This window comes from Sphingomonas sp. AC411, assembly GCF_979253035.1.
In genome coordinates this window covers 359,353-375,163 of the sequence record NZ_CEEDAQ010000001.1, presented here as the reverse complement: position 1 = coordinate 375,163, position 15,811 = coordinate 359,353, and the positions used below count along the sequence as shown (strand labels likewise).

The 15,811-nt window shown below is 66.6% G+C and carries 11 protein-coding genes and 6 pseudogenes; 7 read left to right on the top strand and 10 right to left on the bottom strand.

Going from position 1 to position 15,811, the window contains the following annotated elements; genetic code table 11:
• Positions 1-289 precede the first annotated feature (289 nt).
• The 4 genes from AC0IX7_RS01895 to AC0IX7_RS01880 form a co-directional block, all read right to left on the bottom strand.
• On the bottom strand, positions 290-658 hold the full coding sequence (locus AC0IX7_RS01895) for a transglutaminase-like domain-containing protein (protein ID WP_471810195.1): 369 nt from the start codon (positions 656-658) through the stop codon (positions 290-292).
• Between the two features lie 8 nt (positions 659-666).
• The gene (locus tag AC0IX7_RS01890) at positions 667-840 is read right to left on the bottom strand and encodes a hypothetical protein (protein WP_471810194.1); all 174 of its coding nucleotides are present in this window, start codon (positions 838-840) and stop codon (positions 667-669) included.
• Entirely contained in the window at positions 837-1,067 is a 231-nt protein-coding gene (locus AC0IX7_RS01885; RefSeq protein ID WP_471810193.1) for a hypothetical protein, read from the bottom strand. Before AC0IX7_RS01885 ends, AC0IX7_RS01890 begins: the two co-directional genes overlap by 4 nt.
• An 87-nt stretch (positions 1,068-1,154) precedes the next feature.
• On the bottom strand, positions 1,155-1,904 hold the full coding sequence (locus AC0IX7_RS01880) for a Bax inhibitor-1/YccA family protein (protein ID WP_187503400.1): 750 nt from the start codon (positions 1,902-1,904) through the stop codon (positions 1,155-1,157).
• Between the two features lie 121 nt (positions 1,905-2,025).
• Between AC0IX7_RS01880 and thpR the strand changes: the two are divergent.
• Together thpR and AC0IX7_RS01870 are read left to right on the top strand one after the other, a co-directional pair.
• Positions 2,026-2,550: pseudogene (gene thpR / locus AC0IX7_RS01875) on the top strand (RNA 2',3'-cyclic phosphodiesterase); the annotation flags it as partial.
• Positions 2,551-2,634: 84 nt separating this feature from the next.
• Positions 2,635-3,170 (top strand): annotated as a pseudogene (locus tag AC0IX7_RS01870) (superoxide dismutase family protein).
• Positions 3,171-3,497: 327 nt separating this feature from the next.
• Here the strand turns inward: AC0IX7_RS01870 and AC0IX7_RS01865 are convergent.
• The 4 genes and pseudogenes from AC0IX7_RS01865 to AC0IX7_RS01850 all read right to left on the bottom strand — a co-directional run bounded on the left by AC0IX7_RS01865 (position 3,498) and on the right by AC0IX7_RS01850 (position 7,374).
• Positions 3,498-5,065: pseudogene (locus AC0IX7_RS01865) on the bottom strand (spinster family MFS transporter).
• 239 nt (positions 5,066-5,304) lie between these two features.
• Positions 5,305-5,868, bottom strand: coding sequence for a hypothetical protein (locus tag AC0IX7_RS01860; RefSeq protein ID WP_471810192.1), 564 nt, complete (start codon positions 5,866-5,868; stop codon positions 5,305-5,307).
• Positions 5,859-6,044, bottom strand: a complete 186-nt coding sequence (locus AC0IX7_RS01855) for a hypothetical protein (RefSeq protein WP_471810191.1) — start codon at positions 6,042-6,044, stop codon at positions 5,859-5,861. Before AC0IX7_RS01855 ends, AC0IX7_RS01860 begins: the two co-directional genes overlap by 10 nt.
• 118 nt (positions 6,045-6,162) lie before the next feature.
• Positions 6,163-7,374 (bottom strand): TIGR04063 family PEP-CTERM/XrtA system glycosyltransferase, encoded by a 1,212-nt coding sequence (locus AC0IX7_RS01850; RefSeq protein ID WP_471810190.1) that lies wholly within the window; start codon positions 7,372-7,374, stop codon positions 6,163-6,165.
• Between the two features lie 97 nt (positions 7,375-7,471).
• Between AC0IX7_RS01850 and AC0IX7_RS01845 the strand changes: the two genes are divergently transcribed.
• Positions 7,472-7,627, top strand: coding sequence for a hypothetical protein (locus tag AC0IX7_RS01845; RefSeq protein ID WP_254686305.1), 156 nt, complete (start codon positions 7,472-7,474; stop codon positions 7,625-7,627).
• Positions 7,620-9,023 carry a putative O-glycosylation ligase, exosortase A system-associated gene (locus AC0IX7_RS01840; protein ID WP_471810189.1) on the top strand — a complete coding sequence of 468 codons (1,404 nt, stop codon included), beginning with the start codon at positions 7,620-7,622 and terminating at the stop codon, positions 9,021-9,023. Before AC0IX7_RS01845 ends, AC0IX7_RS01840 begins: the two co-directional genes overlap by 8 nt.
• On the opposite strand, the gene AC0IX7_RS01835 is transcribed toward AC0IX7_RS01840, so the two are convergent.
• Complete coding sequence (locus tag AC0IX7_RS01835; protein ID WP_332797440.1) at positions 8,977-9,540, bottom strand: type 1 glutamine amidotransferase domain-containing protein; 564 nt, start codon at positions 9,538-9,540, stop codon at positions 8,977-8,979. The two genes, AC0IX7_RS01840 and AC0IX7_RS01835, sit on opposite strands and share 47 nt — an antisense overlap.
• 62 nt (positions 9,541-9,602) lie before the next feature.
• Between AC0IX7_RS01835 and AC0IX7_RS01830 the strand changes: the two are divergent.
• Both AC0IX7_RS01830 and AC0IX7_RS01825 read left to right on the top strand, forming a co-directional pair.
• Positions 9,603-10,657 (top strand): annotated as a pseudogene (locus AC0IX7_RS01830) (DNA topoisomerase IB).
• An 11-nt stretch (positions 10,658-10,668) separates the two neighbouring features.
• A complete protein-coding gene (locus AC0IX7_RS01825; RefSeq protein ID WP_471810187.1) occupies positions 10,669-11,844 on the top strand; it encodes a mechanosensitive ion channel family protein in 1,176 nt (391 codons plus the stop codon).
• Positions 11,845-12,201: 357 nt separating this feature from the next.
• On the opposite strand, the pseudogene putA reads toward AC0IX7_RS01825, so the two are convergent.
• Positions 12,202-15,205, bottom strand: a pseudogene (putA, locus tag AC0IX7_RS01820) (bifunctional proline dehydrogenase/L-glutamate gamma-semialdehyde dehydrogenase PutA).
• A gap of 157 nt (positions 15,206-15,362) precedes the next feature.
• Between putA and AC0IX7_RS01815 the strand changes: the two are divergent.
• Positions 15,363-15,796: pseudogene (locus tag AC0IX7_RS01815) on the top strand (MaoC family dehydratase).
• Positions 15,797-15,811: the final 15 nt, after the last annotated feature.

Below are 15,811 nucleotides of genomic sequence, written 5' to 3'. Positions count from 1 at the left end.
GGGGAGCAAAGAAGGCAGAACGGAGAGCAGACCGTTCCCCCTGCTGCCTTTCCTTCCAGCGAGATGGCAGCGCCTCAATCGATCGGCGCAACCGCCACCGTCGACCCTTTCCTTCCCCTCCCTGAAAGGGAGGGGTCGGGGGTGGGTAGGCCGGCCTGAGCCCCAACGGTCCGAGCATGCGGAACCCGACTCCACTCCAGCCCCTCCCTTCCAGGGAGGGGCAAAGAAGGCAAAACGGAGAGCAGACCGTTCCCCTGCTGCCTTTCCTTCCAGCGAGAGAGCGGCCCCCTCAATCCAGCGGCGTAACCTTCACCGTCTGCTCCCACAGATACGCCTGCCCAAACACCGTCATGAACGCGATATCCGTCGCGTCGCGGCCCACACACACCCGCGCGATGTCGCTGCACGTCGCCATCTTCGTCGCATCGATCAGTCGCCAGTCGCCGGCCAGCCACAGCTCCGCCACCGCATGGAAGTCCGGCGGATCGACTCCCGGCGCATAGGCCGACACGCACCGCGCCGGGATTCCGCCCGCCCGCGCCAGCGACACCAGCAGATGCGAATAATCGCGGCATACCCCGGACCTCGAAGCAAACGTATCGAGCGCAGTCGTCTCCCCGCTGCTCGACCCGCAACGATAGTCGAGCGACTGGTACACCCACTCGGTCAGCGCGGCGGCGAGCGGACCACCTTCCAGCCCCCGAACTCGCGCGCGACGAACCCCTCGAAGCGGTCCGACGGACAATAGCGGCTCGGCATCAGATACGGCGTCAGCTCGCCGTCGAGCATCCGCGGCGGCGTCGCGGGATACAGTTCGAGCTGCACCCGCTCACGCTTCACGGCAACCACGGCCTTATATTCGGCGGTAAAGCGGCCATGCCCACGCGACCAGCAGCGCTGGCCGATCCGTCCTCGCCGCGCACCGCGCGGATCGGGCTGTCGGACCACAGAGTGAGGGACTCGGACTCGATCGTCTGGTCGGCCATCGCCGCCGCCTCGATCTGGAGGAGCACATCGGCGTCCCCGATGATCCCGTAATCCAGACGCACGTCGATCGAGAGCCGCATCGTGCGTCCCATTCCTGTGTCAAGGCCAAAGAAAAGGGCCCGGCGGTGTCCCGCCGAGCCCTGCGTTCGTCACACCCTTAGCGGGCGTTAGTTGCGGCTGCTACCAAACAGACGCAGCACGAACATGAACATGTTGATAAAGTCGAGGTAGAGGCTCAGTGCCGCCATGATCACGACCTTGCCGATCATGTCGGTGCCGGCAACCTGTGCATACAGCGCCTTGGTGCGCTGCGTGTCGTAGGCGGTGAGGCCCGCGAACAGCAGCACGCCGACCGCACTGATCACCAGCTGCATCACGCTCGACTGCAGGAAGATGTTGATCAGGCTCGCGACCAGCAGGCCGACGACGCCGATGATCAGGAACGTCCCGAACGCCGACAGGTCGCGCTTCGTGGTGTAGCCGTACAGGCTAAGACCGGCGAAACCGGCTGCGGTTGCGAAGAACGCACCGGCGATTGACGTGCCGCTATAGACCAGGAAGATGGTCGACATCGACAGGCCCATCAGGACGGCAAAGCCCCAGAAGAGCATCTGCATCGTGCCCGTCGACATCTTGTTCTGGCCATAGCTCATGCCGAACACGATCGCGAGCGGCGAGAACATGATGACGTATTTCAGGATGCCACCGCTCATGAACACCTGGGCGGCAGGCGATTGTGCGCCGCCCCATGCGAACAGCATCGCGACGATGCCCGTCAGCAGGACAGCCGAGCCCATGTAGTTATACACGGACAGCATGTACGACCGGAGACCAGCGTCATAGGCCTCGGTACGCTGGCCCGTGGCCGTCGTTCCGAACGGCGCGGCGCGGGGCCGGGGGTCAGACCAATTAGCCATTGTGAAATCAGCTCCTTTGTCCGGCATAATGCCGGTTACGGTGAATATCGTCTTTTACAGGACGCTTTTCAGCTGAGTGGTTGCATCGGCGCCGTGGTTCGCGGTTAACCTGCCGCACACCATGATCCGCCTGTTCGTCGCCCTCCGCCCACCGCCGGCTATCCGTCAGAGCTTGCTCGACATAATGGAGGGCGTCCCCGCCGCACGCTGGCAGGACGACGAGCAGTTGCACCTCACGCTGCGCTTCATCGGCGCGGTCGAGCGGCCCGTCGCCGAGGATATCGCGGTCGCGCTGAGCCAGGTCGTCGCGCCGGCGCCGCGCGTGTCGCTGACCGGAGTCGGGCGCTTCGAGAAGCGCGGCCGGACCGATACGCTCTGGGTCGGCGTGACGCCGCACGACGCCTTCGCCGCGCTCCACCGCAAGGTCGACCAGGCCTGCGTCCGGGCGGGGCTGGAACCCGAACGCCGCGCCTATCTGCCGCACATCACGGTCGCGCGACTGGCGCGATCGGCCGGTGTCGGCTTTGCGATCGACGCGTGGCTGGCAGCGCACGCCGCCCTGTCGAGCGCGCCCTTCCCGCTACCCCATCTCGTGCTGTACCAAAGCCATCTCGGCCGCGACGGCGCGACCTACGAACCGGTCGCACGCTGGGCGCTCGATAGCGGGACGGAACCTGAGCGACGGCGAAGGGTTCGCCAAGAGATCACGAGATCAACAGGGAGAAACGACATGCGGATTGCGACACTGGCACTGCTCGGCGCGGCGACGATGGGCCTCAGCGCCTGCGACAAGAGCGGGATGGACACGGGCACGCCGATGGCGGGCGGCCAGCGCGCCACCGCAATGCTCCAGACCGCGACCGGCACCGACGTCGGCCGCGCCACCGCCACCGAAGTGGCGGGCGGCATCCGCTTCACGCTCGACGCCAAGGCGATGCCCCCGGCACGCACGGCGCACACATCCATATGGTCGGCCGCTGCGACGCGCCGGACTTCACCACCGCGGGCGGCCACTGGAACCCGACCGGCATGAAGCACGGCAGCATGAACCCGCAGGGCCCGCATGAGGGCGACCTCCCCAACCTGATCATCGGCACCGATGGTCGCGGCACGCTCGGCATCACGATCCCGGGCGCGACGATGGCCGGCCTGATGGACGCGGACGGCTCGGCCTTCGTGGTGCATGCGGGTCCGGACGACCTGATGACCGACCCGGCCGGCAACAGCGGCGGACGGATCGCCTGCGGCGTGTTCCAGGCGGGGTAAGACCCCAACTACCGTTCGTGCTGAGTAGAGACCGAGAAGCTTCGCAGAAGCGTATCGAGGGCTCGTATCGAAGCACAGGTTCCGCGCACCAACCTGTCCTTCGATACGCCGTCTCGATACGCTGCTACCGCAGCTACTCGACGGCCACTCAGGACGAACGGAAAGAGGCAGGCAGCCCGAACTAGGAAATGGGTCGATCCTCCCCGCCAGGGGAGGTGGCTGGCCCTTGCCAGACGGAGGAGGAGGAGAGGATACCCGCGGTTCCGCATCCTCCCCTCCGTCACCTACGGCGACACCTCCCCTTGCGGGGGAGGATCGCAAAAACCCTCAAACCACCTCTCCCGCCGCCCGAGCCCGCGCCTCCCGCGTAGCCTCCGCCCGCGGCGCCAGCCGGTACGCCGCCACCGCACACGCCAACGTCACCGGCGTCACCACCAGCAGCGACAGCATCCCGATCGACAGGCTCCTGGTCAGCGTCGACACCCGCCCCGCCATATACGGCCCGAGCGCCAGCCCGATCAGCGTCGTCCCGATAAAGAACGTCGCCGTCGCCGTCCCCCGCATCCGCGGCAACACCATGTCCTGCGTGGTCGCCGCCGCCGCACCCAAGGCGCAGGACGCGGTCAACTGAGCCAGAAAATCCCCGCATAAAACGCGGTCTGCGACGATGCGGTGAAGGCGAGGATCAGGAACGGCACCGGCACCACCGCCCCGAAGATCACCACCCACAGCCGCCCCGCCGCATTGCCCCGCCGCAGCCGATCCGATACCACCCCGCCGATCGTCAGCCCGAGGAACCCCGCGGTCGCGCCGAGGCTGCCGATCATGAACCCCGCCGACGCCGGCGTCGCACCAAGCTCGCGCAACGCGTACGGCGCGGCCCAGAAACTCGCGGCGTAGCTCAGGAACGCGTTCAGCCCATACGCCACCACCGTGCACAGGAACGCCGGCGTCCCGACGATCAGCGCGAAGGTCGGCGGATCGCGCCGCTTCAGCGCCGACGCCCACGAGAACACCGCATAGACGCCGATCCCGATCGCCACCCATTGCGGCCACGGCTCGCCCGCCGCGACCAATCCCGACACCGCCGCCGTCACCACCGCGAGCGCCAGGATATTATACCCGAGCGCCCGCGCACCGCCCATCGCCGCACCGATCAACGTCAGCGGCGGCACGATCGTCACCAATTCGGCACCGAAAGCCCTGAACGGCGCGGGATGTTTCTCCGGCTCGGGCAGTCCCTCGACCAGCCCGCGAATGGGCTCCTTCAACGTCGCGATCCAGATCGCGAGCAGCAGCCCCGGCAGGCCGACCGCCATGAACGCCGCCTGCCAGCCGACCAGCCCAAGCGGTCCGCCGCCCGGATACGCCTTGTTCCAGCCCTGCACGATCAGCCCGCCGATGAACAACGAACAGCCGCCGCCGACATAAAGCCCGGCCGAATAGATCGACAGCGCGGTCGCGCGGAGCCGCTTAGGGAAATAGTCGGAGATGATCGAATAGGCGGACGGACTTGCGGTAGCCTCGCCGATCCCGACGCCGATCCGCGCCGCCGCCAGATGCCCGCCGGTCCGCGAGAAACCCGACAGCGCGGTCATCACCGACCACAGCGACAACCCGATCGTCATCAACCGCACGCGGTGCCAATTGTCCGCCAGCCGCCCGAGCGGGATCCCGAACAGCGAATAGAACACGCCGAACGCGGTGCCGTACAGGAAGCCGAGATCCTGATCCTTCAACCCCAGGTCGCGCTTGATGTCCTCCGCCAGGATCGAGATGATCTGCCGGTCGACGAAGTTCAGGACATAGACGAGGAACAGGACCGACAGCACGTACCAGGCATAGCGCGACGCGCCCGCCTCCCGCTCGCCCACGATGGTTTCGGCACCCGCCATGACCCCTCCTCGTTATGTTTTCGAGCTATGGGTATCAGAGGGAAGAAGAGAGAAACAGCGCTTTCGAGGCGATCGGGTACGCCAAAGCAAGCCCGATCCTTCCCCTCCCTGAAAGGGAGGGGTTGAGGGTGGTCGGCTTCCCCAAGTTCGCCCGACGGTGGCAAAGCCGGCCTACCCACTCCAGCCCCTCCCTTCCAGGGAGGGAGCAGTTCGGGGCAGCCTCCTGGGGAGCGGTGGGCTCAAGCCTCAATGCGTACCGATACGCCCCCGACGCAGCGCACCCTGTTCGAGCCGCCGCAACAGCGCCTCGATCGTCGGCGGCGAGGTCGGCTCGCCCGTCGCACGCGCGGGCCGGGCGATCGGCGTCGGCGCATTGATTTCGGGCGCCCCGCGCTCCCCGCCCCGCCTTGCGCCACCCCGTCCTCAGCCAAACCGGCTTCCGCAACCCCGTCCTCCGCGACCTCCACCGGCCGCTCGACCGGTTCCACCAACGGCGCCGTCACGAACGTGTCGGGCTCCGCCGTCGACGACGACTCCACCACCGGTGCGACCATCGCCTGCGCCAACGGAGAAACCGGCCGCACCGGCTCCATCGGCACCGGCCGGATCGCGTGCGGATCGAATGCGGCGAGCGGCTGATCGAGATCGGCCGGGATCGTCCGCTCGTCGCGCCCAGCATTAAGCCCAGTACCAAGACCAGCCCCGACACCCACTTCCATCATCGGCGTACCAAGGTCCGCCGCCGACATCGGCTTGCGCGGCGGTGCGTCGGGATGCGCGTCGGCGCGGCGGATCACCGGCACGCCGTCCTCGCGCGGCGATGCCTTCGCAACACCCCGCCCGGACCGAACAGCAGGAACAGCGACGACCACAGCAACGCCGCGACCAGCGCCCCACTCCCCAGCGCCAACAGCGGCGCGCGGTCGTCCCGAGCGGCGGCGCGGCAGCGGGCACCAGTGCCGCCACCCCCGTCGTCCACACCGCGGACTCCAGCGTTTCGATCGACGCCAGCAGCACGGCCGTTGCAGCGATCAGGCCGCCAACCACCGCGCCGTACACCGGCAGCGAGCGGATCAAGGTCTGGCGGGTCAGCGCAATCATCGATTTTCCCGTGCAGCGGCCATCATCAGCCGCCGATACAAAGGATCGTAGCGGCGAATGTTTGACGACCAGTTACGCTCTTCGCGAACAAATGCACGTCCCCGCGCCCGCCGCTCGTCCCAGCCCGATCGATCCGCGAACATCGCCGCCAACGCCGTCGCGATCGCCGGCGGATCATCCGGCGGAAACAGCGTCCCCGTCTCCCCGTCGCGGATCAATTCACGGTGTCCGCCAACATCGGACGCCGCCACCAGCCGCCCCTGCGCCATCGCCTCGAGCGGCTTCAGCGGCGTGACCAGATCGGTCAGCCGCATCCGTTTGCGCGGGTAAGCGAGGATATCGACCAGCCCGTAATAACGCTCTACCTCCTGATGCGGCACGCGCCCGACGAAGCGGATCGCGTCGGCCACCGGCGACGCCTCCGCCTGCGCCCGGAGCGCCGCCTCCATCGGTCCGCCGCCGACCATCACCAGCCGTGCCTTGGGCCGCTTGGCTACCAAAGCCGGCATAGCCGCAATCAGGTCGTCGAGCCCTTCGTAGTCGTAGAAGCTGCCGATGAATCCGACCACGTCCGCGCCATCGAGCCCGAGTTCCGCCCCCAGCGCATCGTCGCGCGGCGGCGCGTTCCCGAACAGGTCGAGATCGACGCCGTTGGGCGAGACGATAATCTTGTCCGCCGCGATGCCACGCGCGACCAGGTCGCCGCGCAGGCCTTCGCAGATCACCGCCACCGCATCCGCGCGCCGCACCGCCCACGTCTCCAGCGCGCGCGTCGCCCGGTAGCGCATCGACGTCGCGGTCCCCGTCCCATTGCCGACCGCCGCATCCTCCCAGAACGCGCGGATCTCGTACACCAGCGGCAGTTTCCGTTTGCGCGCCACGATCAGCGCGGCAAGCGCGTCAATCACCGGCGAGTGCGCATGGAGGATGTCGGGCTTGAAGGCATCGACCGCCGCCTCGATCCTTCTGGCGAACGCCGCGATCCCGACCATCTCGCCGACCGGACCCGGCTTCACACCGGCCGCGGTCCGGTAGAAGGTCAGCCCGTCGACCGACTCCACCGACGCCGGCGCAACGCCGTGGCGCGGGCCGGTGACCGCCGCGACGGTCCACCCCAGCCCCTCCTGCGCCTTGAGGATCGCCCGGGTGCGGAACGTGTAGCCACTTTGCAGCGGCAGGCCGTGATCGAGAATATGAAGGATACGCATCGTGGACGTCGTCCGCCACAGATCGCTTAACGGCGCGTCAACCGACTATGGCTACGCACGAATCTCGAAAAGCCCTCACAGGAAAGGAGGCCGTCCCATGATCGACAATCTCGCGCTCGGCCTCAGCCACGGGCTGATGATGCTCGCCGCGTTCTTGCTGCTCAAGCGCCCGGACCTCGACCGCGAGCCGAGCCCGCACGACGCGCCCGACAAGAAGCGCGCGCCAATAGAGAAACCCCGCAGCGATGCGTGATCTCGCGTTCATCGCCTTCCTGCTCGCGTTCTTCGCGATGGGCTTCAAGCGGCCGTTCCTGCTGGTGCTCGTCTATGTCTATATCGACATCGTCTCGCCGCAGCGGCTGACCTACCTCCTGCTCAACAGCGTGCCGATCTCGCTGATCGCGGTCGCGCTGGCGGTCGGCGGGTGGATCCTCGCGGACGACAAGCGCGACACCCGCGTCGGCGGGCGGCAGGTGCTGATCGTGCTGCTCATGCTCTATTGCTGGGTGACGACGATCGGTGCGGATTTTCCGGTCGAGGCGAAGGAGAAATGGGACTGGGTCTGGAAGACGCTGATCTTTGCCGCCTTCCTGCCGCTGACGCTGCGCACGCGACTGCGCATCGAGGCGCTGCTGCTGTTCATGATCCTCTCCGCCTCGTCGATCATCATCGTCGGCGGGATCAAGACGATCGCCAGCGGCGGCGGCGGCTACGGCCAGTTGAACCTCATGGTCGACAATAATTCGGGTCTGTACGAGGGCAGCACGATCAGCGCGGTGGCGATCGCGATCATCCCGCTGATCTTCTGGTTCATGGTCCACGGCACGATCTTCAGGCCCGACTGGCGCGTGAAGGGCTTCTGCCTCGCGCTGGTGTTCGCGTGCCTGCTGATCCCGGTCGGCACCTCGACGCGTACCGGGCTCGTGTGCATCGGGCTGCTGGCGGTGCTGTCGGTGCGCGCGGTGAAGCGCAAGGCGCTGTACCTTGCGGCGGTGGCGGCGCTCGGGCTGGCGGCGATCCCGTTCCTGCCCTCCGCGTTCACCGACCGGATGAACACCATCAAGACCTATGACGCGGACGAATCCGCCTCGACGCGGCTGGCGGTGTGGAAATGGACGATCGAATACGCGAAGACCCATCCGTTCGGCGGCGGCTTCGAGGCGTATCGCGGCAACCGCATCCGCTACGACCTGAAGAGCACCGGCGCCGCCGCTGCACCCGGCCCGCGGGTCGAGACCGACAAGGCCCGCGCGTTCCACAGCGCCTATTTCGAGATGCTGGGCGAACAGGGCTATCTCGGGCTTGCGCTATGGCTCGCGATCAATTTCATCGGCGTTTTCAGGATGGAGATCCTCCGCCGGCGCTATAGCGACCCGGCCGGCGAATTCGCCTGGGCGGGGCCGCTCGCAGCCGCGCTTCAGAGCGGGCAGATCATCTATCTGTTCGGCGCGGCGTTCGTCGGCATCGCGTTTCAGCCGTTCGTCTACATGCTGATCGGCGCGCAGATCGGTCTCGACACCTATCTCACGCGCAAGCGCAGCGAACAGACGTTCCGCCCGATGCGCCGAGCACTCCCCGCTAGCAGGAGGGGAGCAGATAGCGTCAGTCGACCGGCTCGTCCGCCAGTTCTTCTTCCAGCGCCGCGATGATCGCCTTGTTGAACGCGGGGATGTCATCCGGCTTACGGCTGGTGATCAGGTTGCCGTCGACCACGACCTCTTCGTCCACCACGTCCGCGCCCGCATTCTCCAGGTCCGTCCGGATCGACGGGAAGCTCGTCACGCGGCGCCCGTCGATCACGTCGGCCTCGGCCAGCAGCCACGGCGCATGGCAGATCGCGGCGATGATCTTGCCGTCCTCCATGAACTCGGTGATGATCTCGATCGCGCGCTCCTGCTGGCGCATCGTGTCGGGGTTGGCGACGCCGCCCGGCAGCACCAGCGCGTCGTAATCGTCGGTATCGACCTCGTCGAGCGTCAGGTCGGGCGTCGCCGTCTCGGCCTTGTTGATGTCGCCCTTCATGCCCTGGATCGGGTCCATCTTGATCGAGGCGAGCTGCACTTTCGCACCCGCCGCCTCCAGCGCTTTGCGCGGTTCGAACAGCTCGACGGTCTCGAAACCGTCGGCAGCGAGCATCAATACGCGAGCTTGGGAAAGATCGGTCATGTCATGTCTCCAGTGAAATCCCGTGCCCCTCAACCCCGCGTCGCGCGGGTCGTTCCGGAACGATGCGTCCCCCCGAACATTTCGAGACCGGAAGGACCACCGCATTGCCCACCAAGATCGTGTATTCCGACGACTCCAAGCCCGGCATCACCCGCAAGAAGATGCGGAACGGCTGGGGCTATTGGGATGCCAGGGGCGAGCGCATCACCGACCGCGACGAGATCGACCGGCTGAACGCAATCGGCCTGCCCCCGCTTATGGCGACGCGTGGTTCTGCCCCAAGCCCAACGGCCATATCCAGGCGGTCGGCTGGGACGAGAAGGGCCGCAAGCAATACCGCTATCACACCGGCTTCCGCGAAGCGCAGGAGGCCGCCAAATACGAGCGCTGCGCCGATTTCGGCCACGCCCTCCCCAAGATCCGCAAGGCGGTCGAGGCCGACCTCCGCAAACGCTCGCTGACCCGCGAGCGCGCGGTTGCGGCCGTCATCCGCCTGCTCGACGGCGGCCACATCCGCATCGGCAACGAAGCCTATGCCGCCGCCAACGAGAGTTTCGGCGCGACCACGCTCCGCAAGCGCCACGGCGAAGTGAAGGGCGCGACGCTGAAACTCCAGTACAAGGGCAAGTCCGGCAAGATGCGGACGCTCAAGATCACCGACCGCTCGCTCAGCAGCTTCGTCAAGAAATGCCAGGACCTCGACGAGCAGCATCTGTTCGCATGGCTCGACGACGCAGGCGTTGCGCATCCCGTCACCTCGACCGACGTGAACTGCTACATCCGCGACGTCACCGGCACCGATTTCACCGCGAAGAACTTCCGCACCTGGGCCGCCAGCGTCGCCGCGTTCGAGGCGCTAGCCTCGGCCGAGCGCGACCTAAGCCTGAAGGCGATGCTCGAACCCGTCGTCGCCCGCCTCGGCAACACCCACGCGATCGCGCGGAAAAGCTATGTCCACCCGTCGCTGATCGCGCTGGTAAAGACCGGCCAGTCGACCTTCCGCAAGGCCCTCCGCCTCCCCCGCGCCAAGCGCTACATGAGCCGCGAGGAGTGTGGCCTGATCACCTTCCTCGAAGCCGGCACGCCCGCCGTTGCAACCATCGCAAAAGCGGCCTGACGAGTATCTCCATGACCAATACCACTTCCGCCGCCAAGCAACCGATCTTCGACGCAAGCGACGTCGGCGATCACGCCCAGGGCTTCGTCACCGCCAGCATCGCCTGGGTTCAGGCATACTGGCTGCAGATCCTGATTGCGTTCGGGATCGGTGCTGTGATCGTCATCGTCCTCCACACAGCGCGCCGGTTCGGCAGCAAGCTCTGCGAACGCCCGCGCGCGCTGAACGGCTGGGGGCTGGTCGTCGGCAAGGCGATCGCACGGACCGGCAATTTCTTCATCGTCATGCTCGCGGCGAAACTCGTCTCCGGCTATTCCGCCGCCCCCGGCGAGGTATCGAAGACGATCGATTTCCTCTTCACCGTCGCCGCCGTCATGCAGGCCGCCGTCTGGGTTCGCGAGATCATCCTCGGCGCGATCGAACACCGCACGCAGTCCGAACATTATTCGGGCGAGGCTTTGCTCTCGGCGATGGGCCTGATCCGTCTGCTCGTCACGTTCGTGGTCTTCGCGGTCGCGCTGGTGGTGGTGCTCGACAATCTCGGCGTCAACGTCACCGGCCTGGTGGCGGGTCTCGGCGTCGGCGGCATCGCGATCGGCCTTGCAGCGCAGGGCATCTTCGCCGACCTGTTCGCCGCGCTCGCGATCATCTTCGATCGCCCGTTCCGCCGCGGCGACTCGATCAGCTACGATACGGCCTCGGGCAGCGTCGAGGCGATCGGCCTGAAATCCACGCGCATCCGCGGGATCGACGGCGAGGAGCGCGTGATCTCGAACAAGAACCTCCTCAACAAGGAGATCCTCAACAACACGCAGCGCAATCACCGCCGCGCGAAATTCCTCATCGGCGTCACCTATTCGACGCCCCCGGAAGTCTGCTCGCGCATCCCCGCGATGCTGAAGGAGATCGTCGAAGCCAACGACAAGATCTTCACCCGCGCCGGCTTCACCGGCTTCGGCGCGTCGAGCCTCGACTTCGAGGTCCAGTTCGACAGCAAGGGCCCCGATTATGCGAGCTTCTACGACGGCCGCACCGCAGTCGGCATCGCGATCCTGAAGCGCCTCAACGACGAGAAGATCGAGATCGCCTTCCCCACCCAAGTCAACATGATGGCCGCGCCGGATGGGTCTATGGTGATGCCGTATCCGGAAGGGCGACTGTCGGGCGCGGACGCAACGCCCGCCTGATTAATCGCCTGGCGCGTTCACCGGCGTTCGCGTTCGGGTATGTCCGCGCCGGTTAGGGCGGCCTTACCCGACCTTGTTCTCCCGCGAAGGCGGAGCCCAGTCTGGATCCCCGCCTTCGCGGGGAAACAATGCTTGCTGGAGTACCGTGAACACGGCTGCCGAACAAACTGGGCATGAAGAGCTCGCCCCCATGCCCTAACACCACCCCGGCGAAGGCCGGGGCCCAGTTGGAGAGGTCGCAGTAACGAAGCGCAACACCCTTCAGCAACGTCTCCCACCTGGACCCCGGCCTCCGCCGGGAGGCGCTACCGCCGGGAGGCCCTATAATGCGGGGACCTGGGTTCTGTCGGGCCGAAACTAAATCCCACCCTCATCCAACGACAGCAACGTCGCATTCCCCCGGCACTCGTCGTATCCACCGAAACCGCCCGCTCCGCACAGAACCGATACAAATACCGCGGCCCACCAGCCTTAGGCCCGGTCCCCGACAACCCTCGCCCCCGAACGGCTGAGACCCGACGACCGCGCCGATCATCGACCGGTTGATATACAGATTCCCCACCGCAGCCTCGGCCTCGATCACTTCGGCCGCCCGCGCGATGCGGCTGTGCAGCCCCATCGTCAGGCCGTAACCCTTGGCGTTCACCCGCGCGATCGTCTCGCTGAGCTTGCCCGCCTCCCAGGTCGCGACATGCAGGATCGGCCCGAACCATTCCTGGTTCAGATCCTCGATCGCGCCGATCCGCACCAATGTCGGCGGCACGAACAGCCCATCCGTCGGCACGTCGAGCGTCTTCAGCCACTGCCCGCGCACGCTCTCACGGTACGCCATCAGCTTGTCGTACGCCGCCTGGTCGATCACCGGCCCGACATCGGTCGCCGGATCACCCGAGCGCCCGATCCGCAACGTCTCCATCGCGCCCGACAGCATCTCGATCACGCCGTCGGCGATATCCTCCTGCACCAGCAGCAGCCGCAACGCCGAACACCGCTGCCCCGCAGACCGGAACGACGACGCGATCACGTCCGCCACCACCTGCTCGGGCAGCGCGGTGGAATCAACGATCATCGCATTGATCCCGCCCGTCTCGGCAATCAGCGGCACGATCGGCCGCGTGTCGTCGTCGAGCAGAGCCCGCGCAATCTTGCGCGCGGTCGCGGTCGACCCGGTGAACGCGACCCCTGGATCCGCGCGTCCGCGGTCAGCGCAGCGCCGACTTCGGTACCGCCCGTGACGAGGATCAGCACGTCGGCCGGCACCCCGCCTCATGCGCCAGCGCGACCGCAAGCGCGGCGATCCGCGGCGTCTGCGGCGCGGGCTTGGCGACCACGCTGTTGCCCGTCACGAGCGCCGCCACCGTCTGGCCGAGGAAGATCGCCAACGGGAAGTTCCACGGCGCGATCGTCGCCCAGACACCGCGGCCCTCGATATGCAGCATGTTGCGCTCGCCGGTCGGCCCCGGCAGCTCGATCGCCTGAAGGTTCGTCCGCGCCTGCTGCGCATAATAGCGACAGAAATCGGCCGCCTCGCGCACTTCGCCGATCGCATCCGCGATCGTCTTGAACGCCTCCTGCACGCAGATCGCCATCAGCTCGTCGCGGTGCTTCTCGAGCAAATCGGCGAGGCGCTCCAGACAGGCCGCCCGATCATCCACCGGCGTCCGAGACCAAGCCGGAAACGCCGCATGCGCGCGACCAATGGCAGCCGCAACAGAACTCCCCTCCCGCTCGCGGGAGGGTCGGGGAGGGGATGACCAACCCGCGCTCGGAACCTGTGGAGGATAGGTCGGCCCCTCCCCGACCCCTCCCGCAAGCGGAAGGGGAGCAGAAACGGCAGCAACCGTCGCCTCAAGCGTCCCCACATCACTCAAATCCAACCCGGCAGAATTCCGGTGCCCCCGGCCCCAAACAAATCCACTGGCAACGGAATGCTAGGATGCCGCTTCCCCCGACCGCAGCGATCTTCGCCACAGGATCCGCCAGAATCTCCGCCTCGGTCAGCCGCTCATCCGCCAACTGGTGCACGAAGCTGGAATTAGCCCCATTCTCCAGCAACCGCCGAACCAGATACGCGAGCAAATCCCGATGCCCCCGACCGGCGCATAAACCCGGCAATGATACCCGTTCTCCTGCACCAGCCGCTCGTACAGCCCGTCGCCCATCCCGTGCAGCCGCTGGAACTCGAAATCGCGCGAGTTGCCCGCCCATTCCATGATCGTCGCGACCGTCAGCGCATTGTGGCTCGCAAACGCCGGCCGGATATTCTCCGCCGCCAGCATGTCCTCGCCACCGCCAGGTACGACACGTCGGTCGCCGCCTTGCGCGTGAACAGCGGATAGTCCGCCAGTCCCTCGACCTGCGTCCGCTTGATCTCGCTATCCCAATACGCGCCCTTCACCAGCCGTACGTTCATCACGCGGTCCAGCCCGTTCGCCCATTCGATCACCGGCCGCGCGCGCTTGCCATACGCCTGCACCGCCATGCCGAATCCGTCCCAGCCCTTCAGCGACGGCAGCCCCGCGACCGTGCCGATGATGTCCAGACTCATCTCCAGCCGCTCGGATTCCTCCGCATCGACGGTCAGCGCGATGCCCTTCGACGCCGCCTGCACCGCCAGCGCCTCGAGCATTTCGGTCAGCGCGGGGACGCATTCGCTCCACCGCGCCACCTCGTATCGCGGGTGCAGCGCCGACAGCTTGACCGAGATCGAGTGCCCCGCCGCCGGATCGCGCCCGACCGCGTCGACCGCACCGACATACGCCTGGAAATATCGCTGCGCATCGGCATGCGTCCGCGCCGCCTCGCCGAGCATGTCGAAGCTGGCCGTGAAGCCCTTGTTCTCCGGCCGGCGCATCCGCTTCATCGCCTCGTCGATGGTGCGACCCATCACGAAGATCTCGCCCATCATCTTCATCGCCGCGCCGACCGCCTGCCGCACGAACGGCTCGCCCGCCCGGCTGATCAGGCGCCGCAGCGGCCCGGTCGATCCCTCGCCGACCAGCACGCGGCCGACCACCAGCCCCCAGGTCGCCGAATTGACGAGCTTAGAGTTCGATTTCCCCGCATGCGCCCGCCAATCGGCATCGCCCAGCTTGTCGGCAATCAGCAAATCCGCCGTCTCGGGATCGGGCACGCGCAGGAACGCTTCCGCCAGCGACAGTAGCGCGACGCCCTCCGACGAATTGAGCCGATATTCCTGGAGGAACTGGTTCACCCAGCCCTTGCTCTGCGCCGCCCGCAGGTCCGCGAGCAGCCCCAGCGCATGCCCCATCACCCGCTCACGCGAATCCGAATCGAGCGCGGCGCGGTCCAGCAAGGGTTTTAGAACATCGGGTTCGCTCGCGCGGTACAGCTTCGCCATGATATCACGGGCATTGGACGTTACGGCAGTCGACATTTTCCAGCTTCCGGTTGGGTGAGGCTTGCGATCCGCTTGCCTGTACGCCTAGAGACATTTCAGCGCTTAGCGCCAAATGAGCTTTGAGGGGAATGCCGTGGCGACGATCACCACCGCGCAGATGCAGCAGCGCATCGGCACCGAGACGGTTTCCGACTGGGTCGAGGTCACGCAGGCCATGATCGACAAATTCGCCGATGCGACCGGCGATCACCAGTTCATCCACATCGATCCGGTTCGCGCGGCGCAGACCCCGTTCGGCGGCACGATCGCACACGGCTTCCTGACGCTGTCGCTGATGCCGCTGCTTTCGTCGAAGGTGCCCGACGCCCCGCAGATCGAGGGTGCCAAGATGGGCGTCAATTACGGCGGCAACTCGGTCCGCTTCCTGACGCCGGTCCGCTCGGGTTCGAAGGTACGCGGTCGCTTCAAGCTGCTCTCGTTCGACGAAAAGCGCCCCGGCCAATGGCAGCAGACCAACGCGTTTTCCGTCGAGATCGAGGGCCAGGAAAGCCCGCCCTGATCGCGGAATGGATAAGTCAGATTTTCGTTTGAAACTAATTCCCCTCC

Coding starts and splice junctions, on each gene's coding strand:
- AC0IX7_RS01835 (WP_332797440.1), bottom strand. CDS start 9,540: ATGACCGATCTTTCCCAAGCTCGCGTATTGATGCTCGCTGCCGACGGT.
- AC0IX7_RS01880 (WP_187503400.1), bottom strand. CDS start 1,904: ATGGCTAATTGGTCTGACCCCCGGCCCCGCGCCGCGCCGTTCGGAACG.
- AC0IX7_RS01885 (WP_471810193.1), bottom strand. CDS start 1,067: ATGCGGCTCTCGATCGACGTGCGTCTGGATTACGGGATCATCGGGGAC.
- AC0IX7_RS01840 (WP_471810189.1), top strand. CDS start 7,620: ATGCGTGATCTCGCGTTCATCGCCTTCCTGCTCGCGTTCTTCGCGATG.
- AC0IX7_RS01845 (WP_254686305.1), top strand. CDS start 7,472: ATGATCGACAATCTCGCGCTCGGCCTCAGCCACGGGCTGATGATGCTC.
- AC0IX7_RS01850 (WP_471810190.1), bottom strand. CDS start 7,374: ATGCGTATCCTTCATATTCTCGATCACGGCCTGCCGCTGCAAAGTGGC.
- AC0IX7_RS01825 (WP_471810187.1), top strand. CDS start 10,669: ATGACCAATACCACTTCCGCCGCCAAGCAACCGATCTTCGACGCAAGC.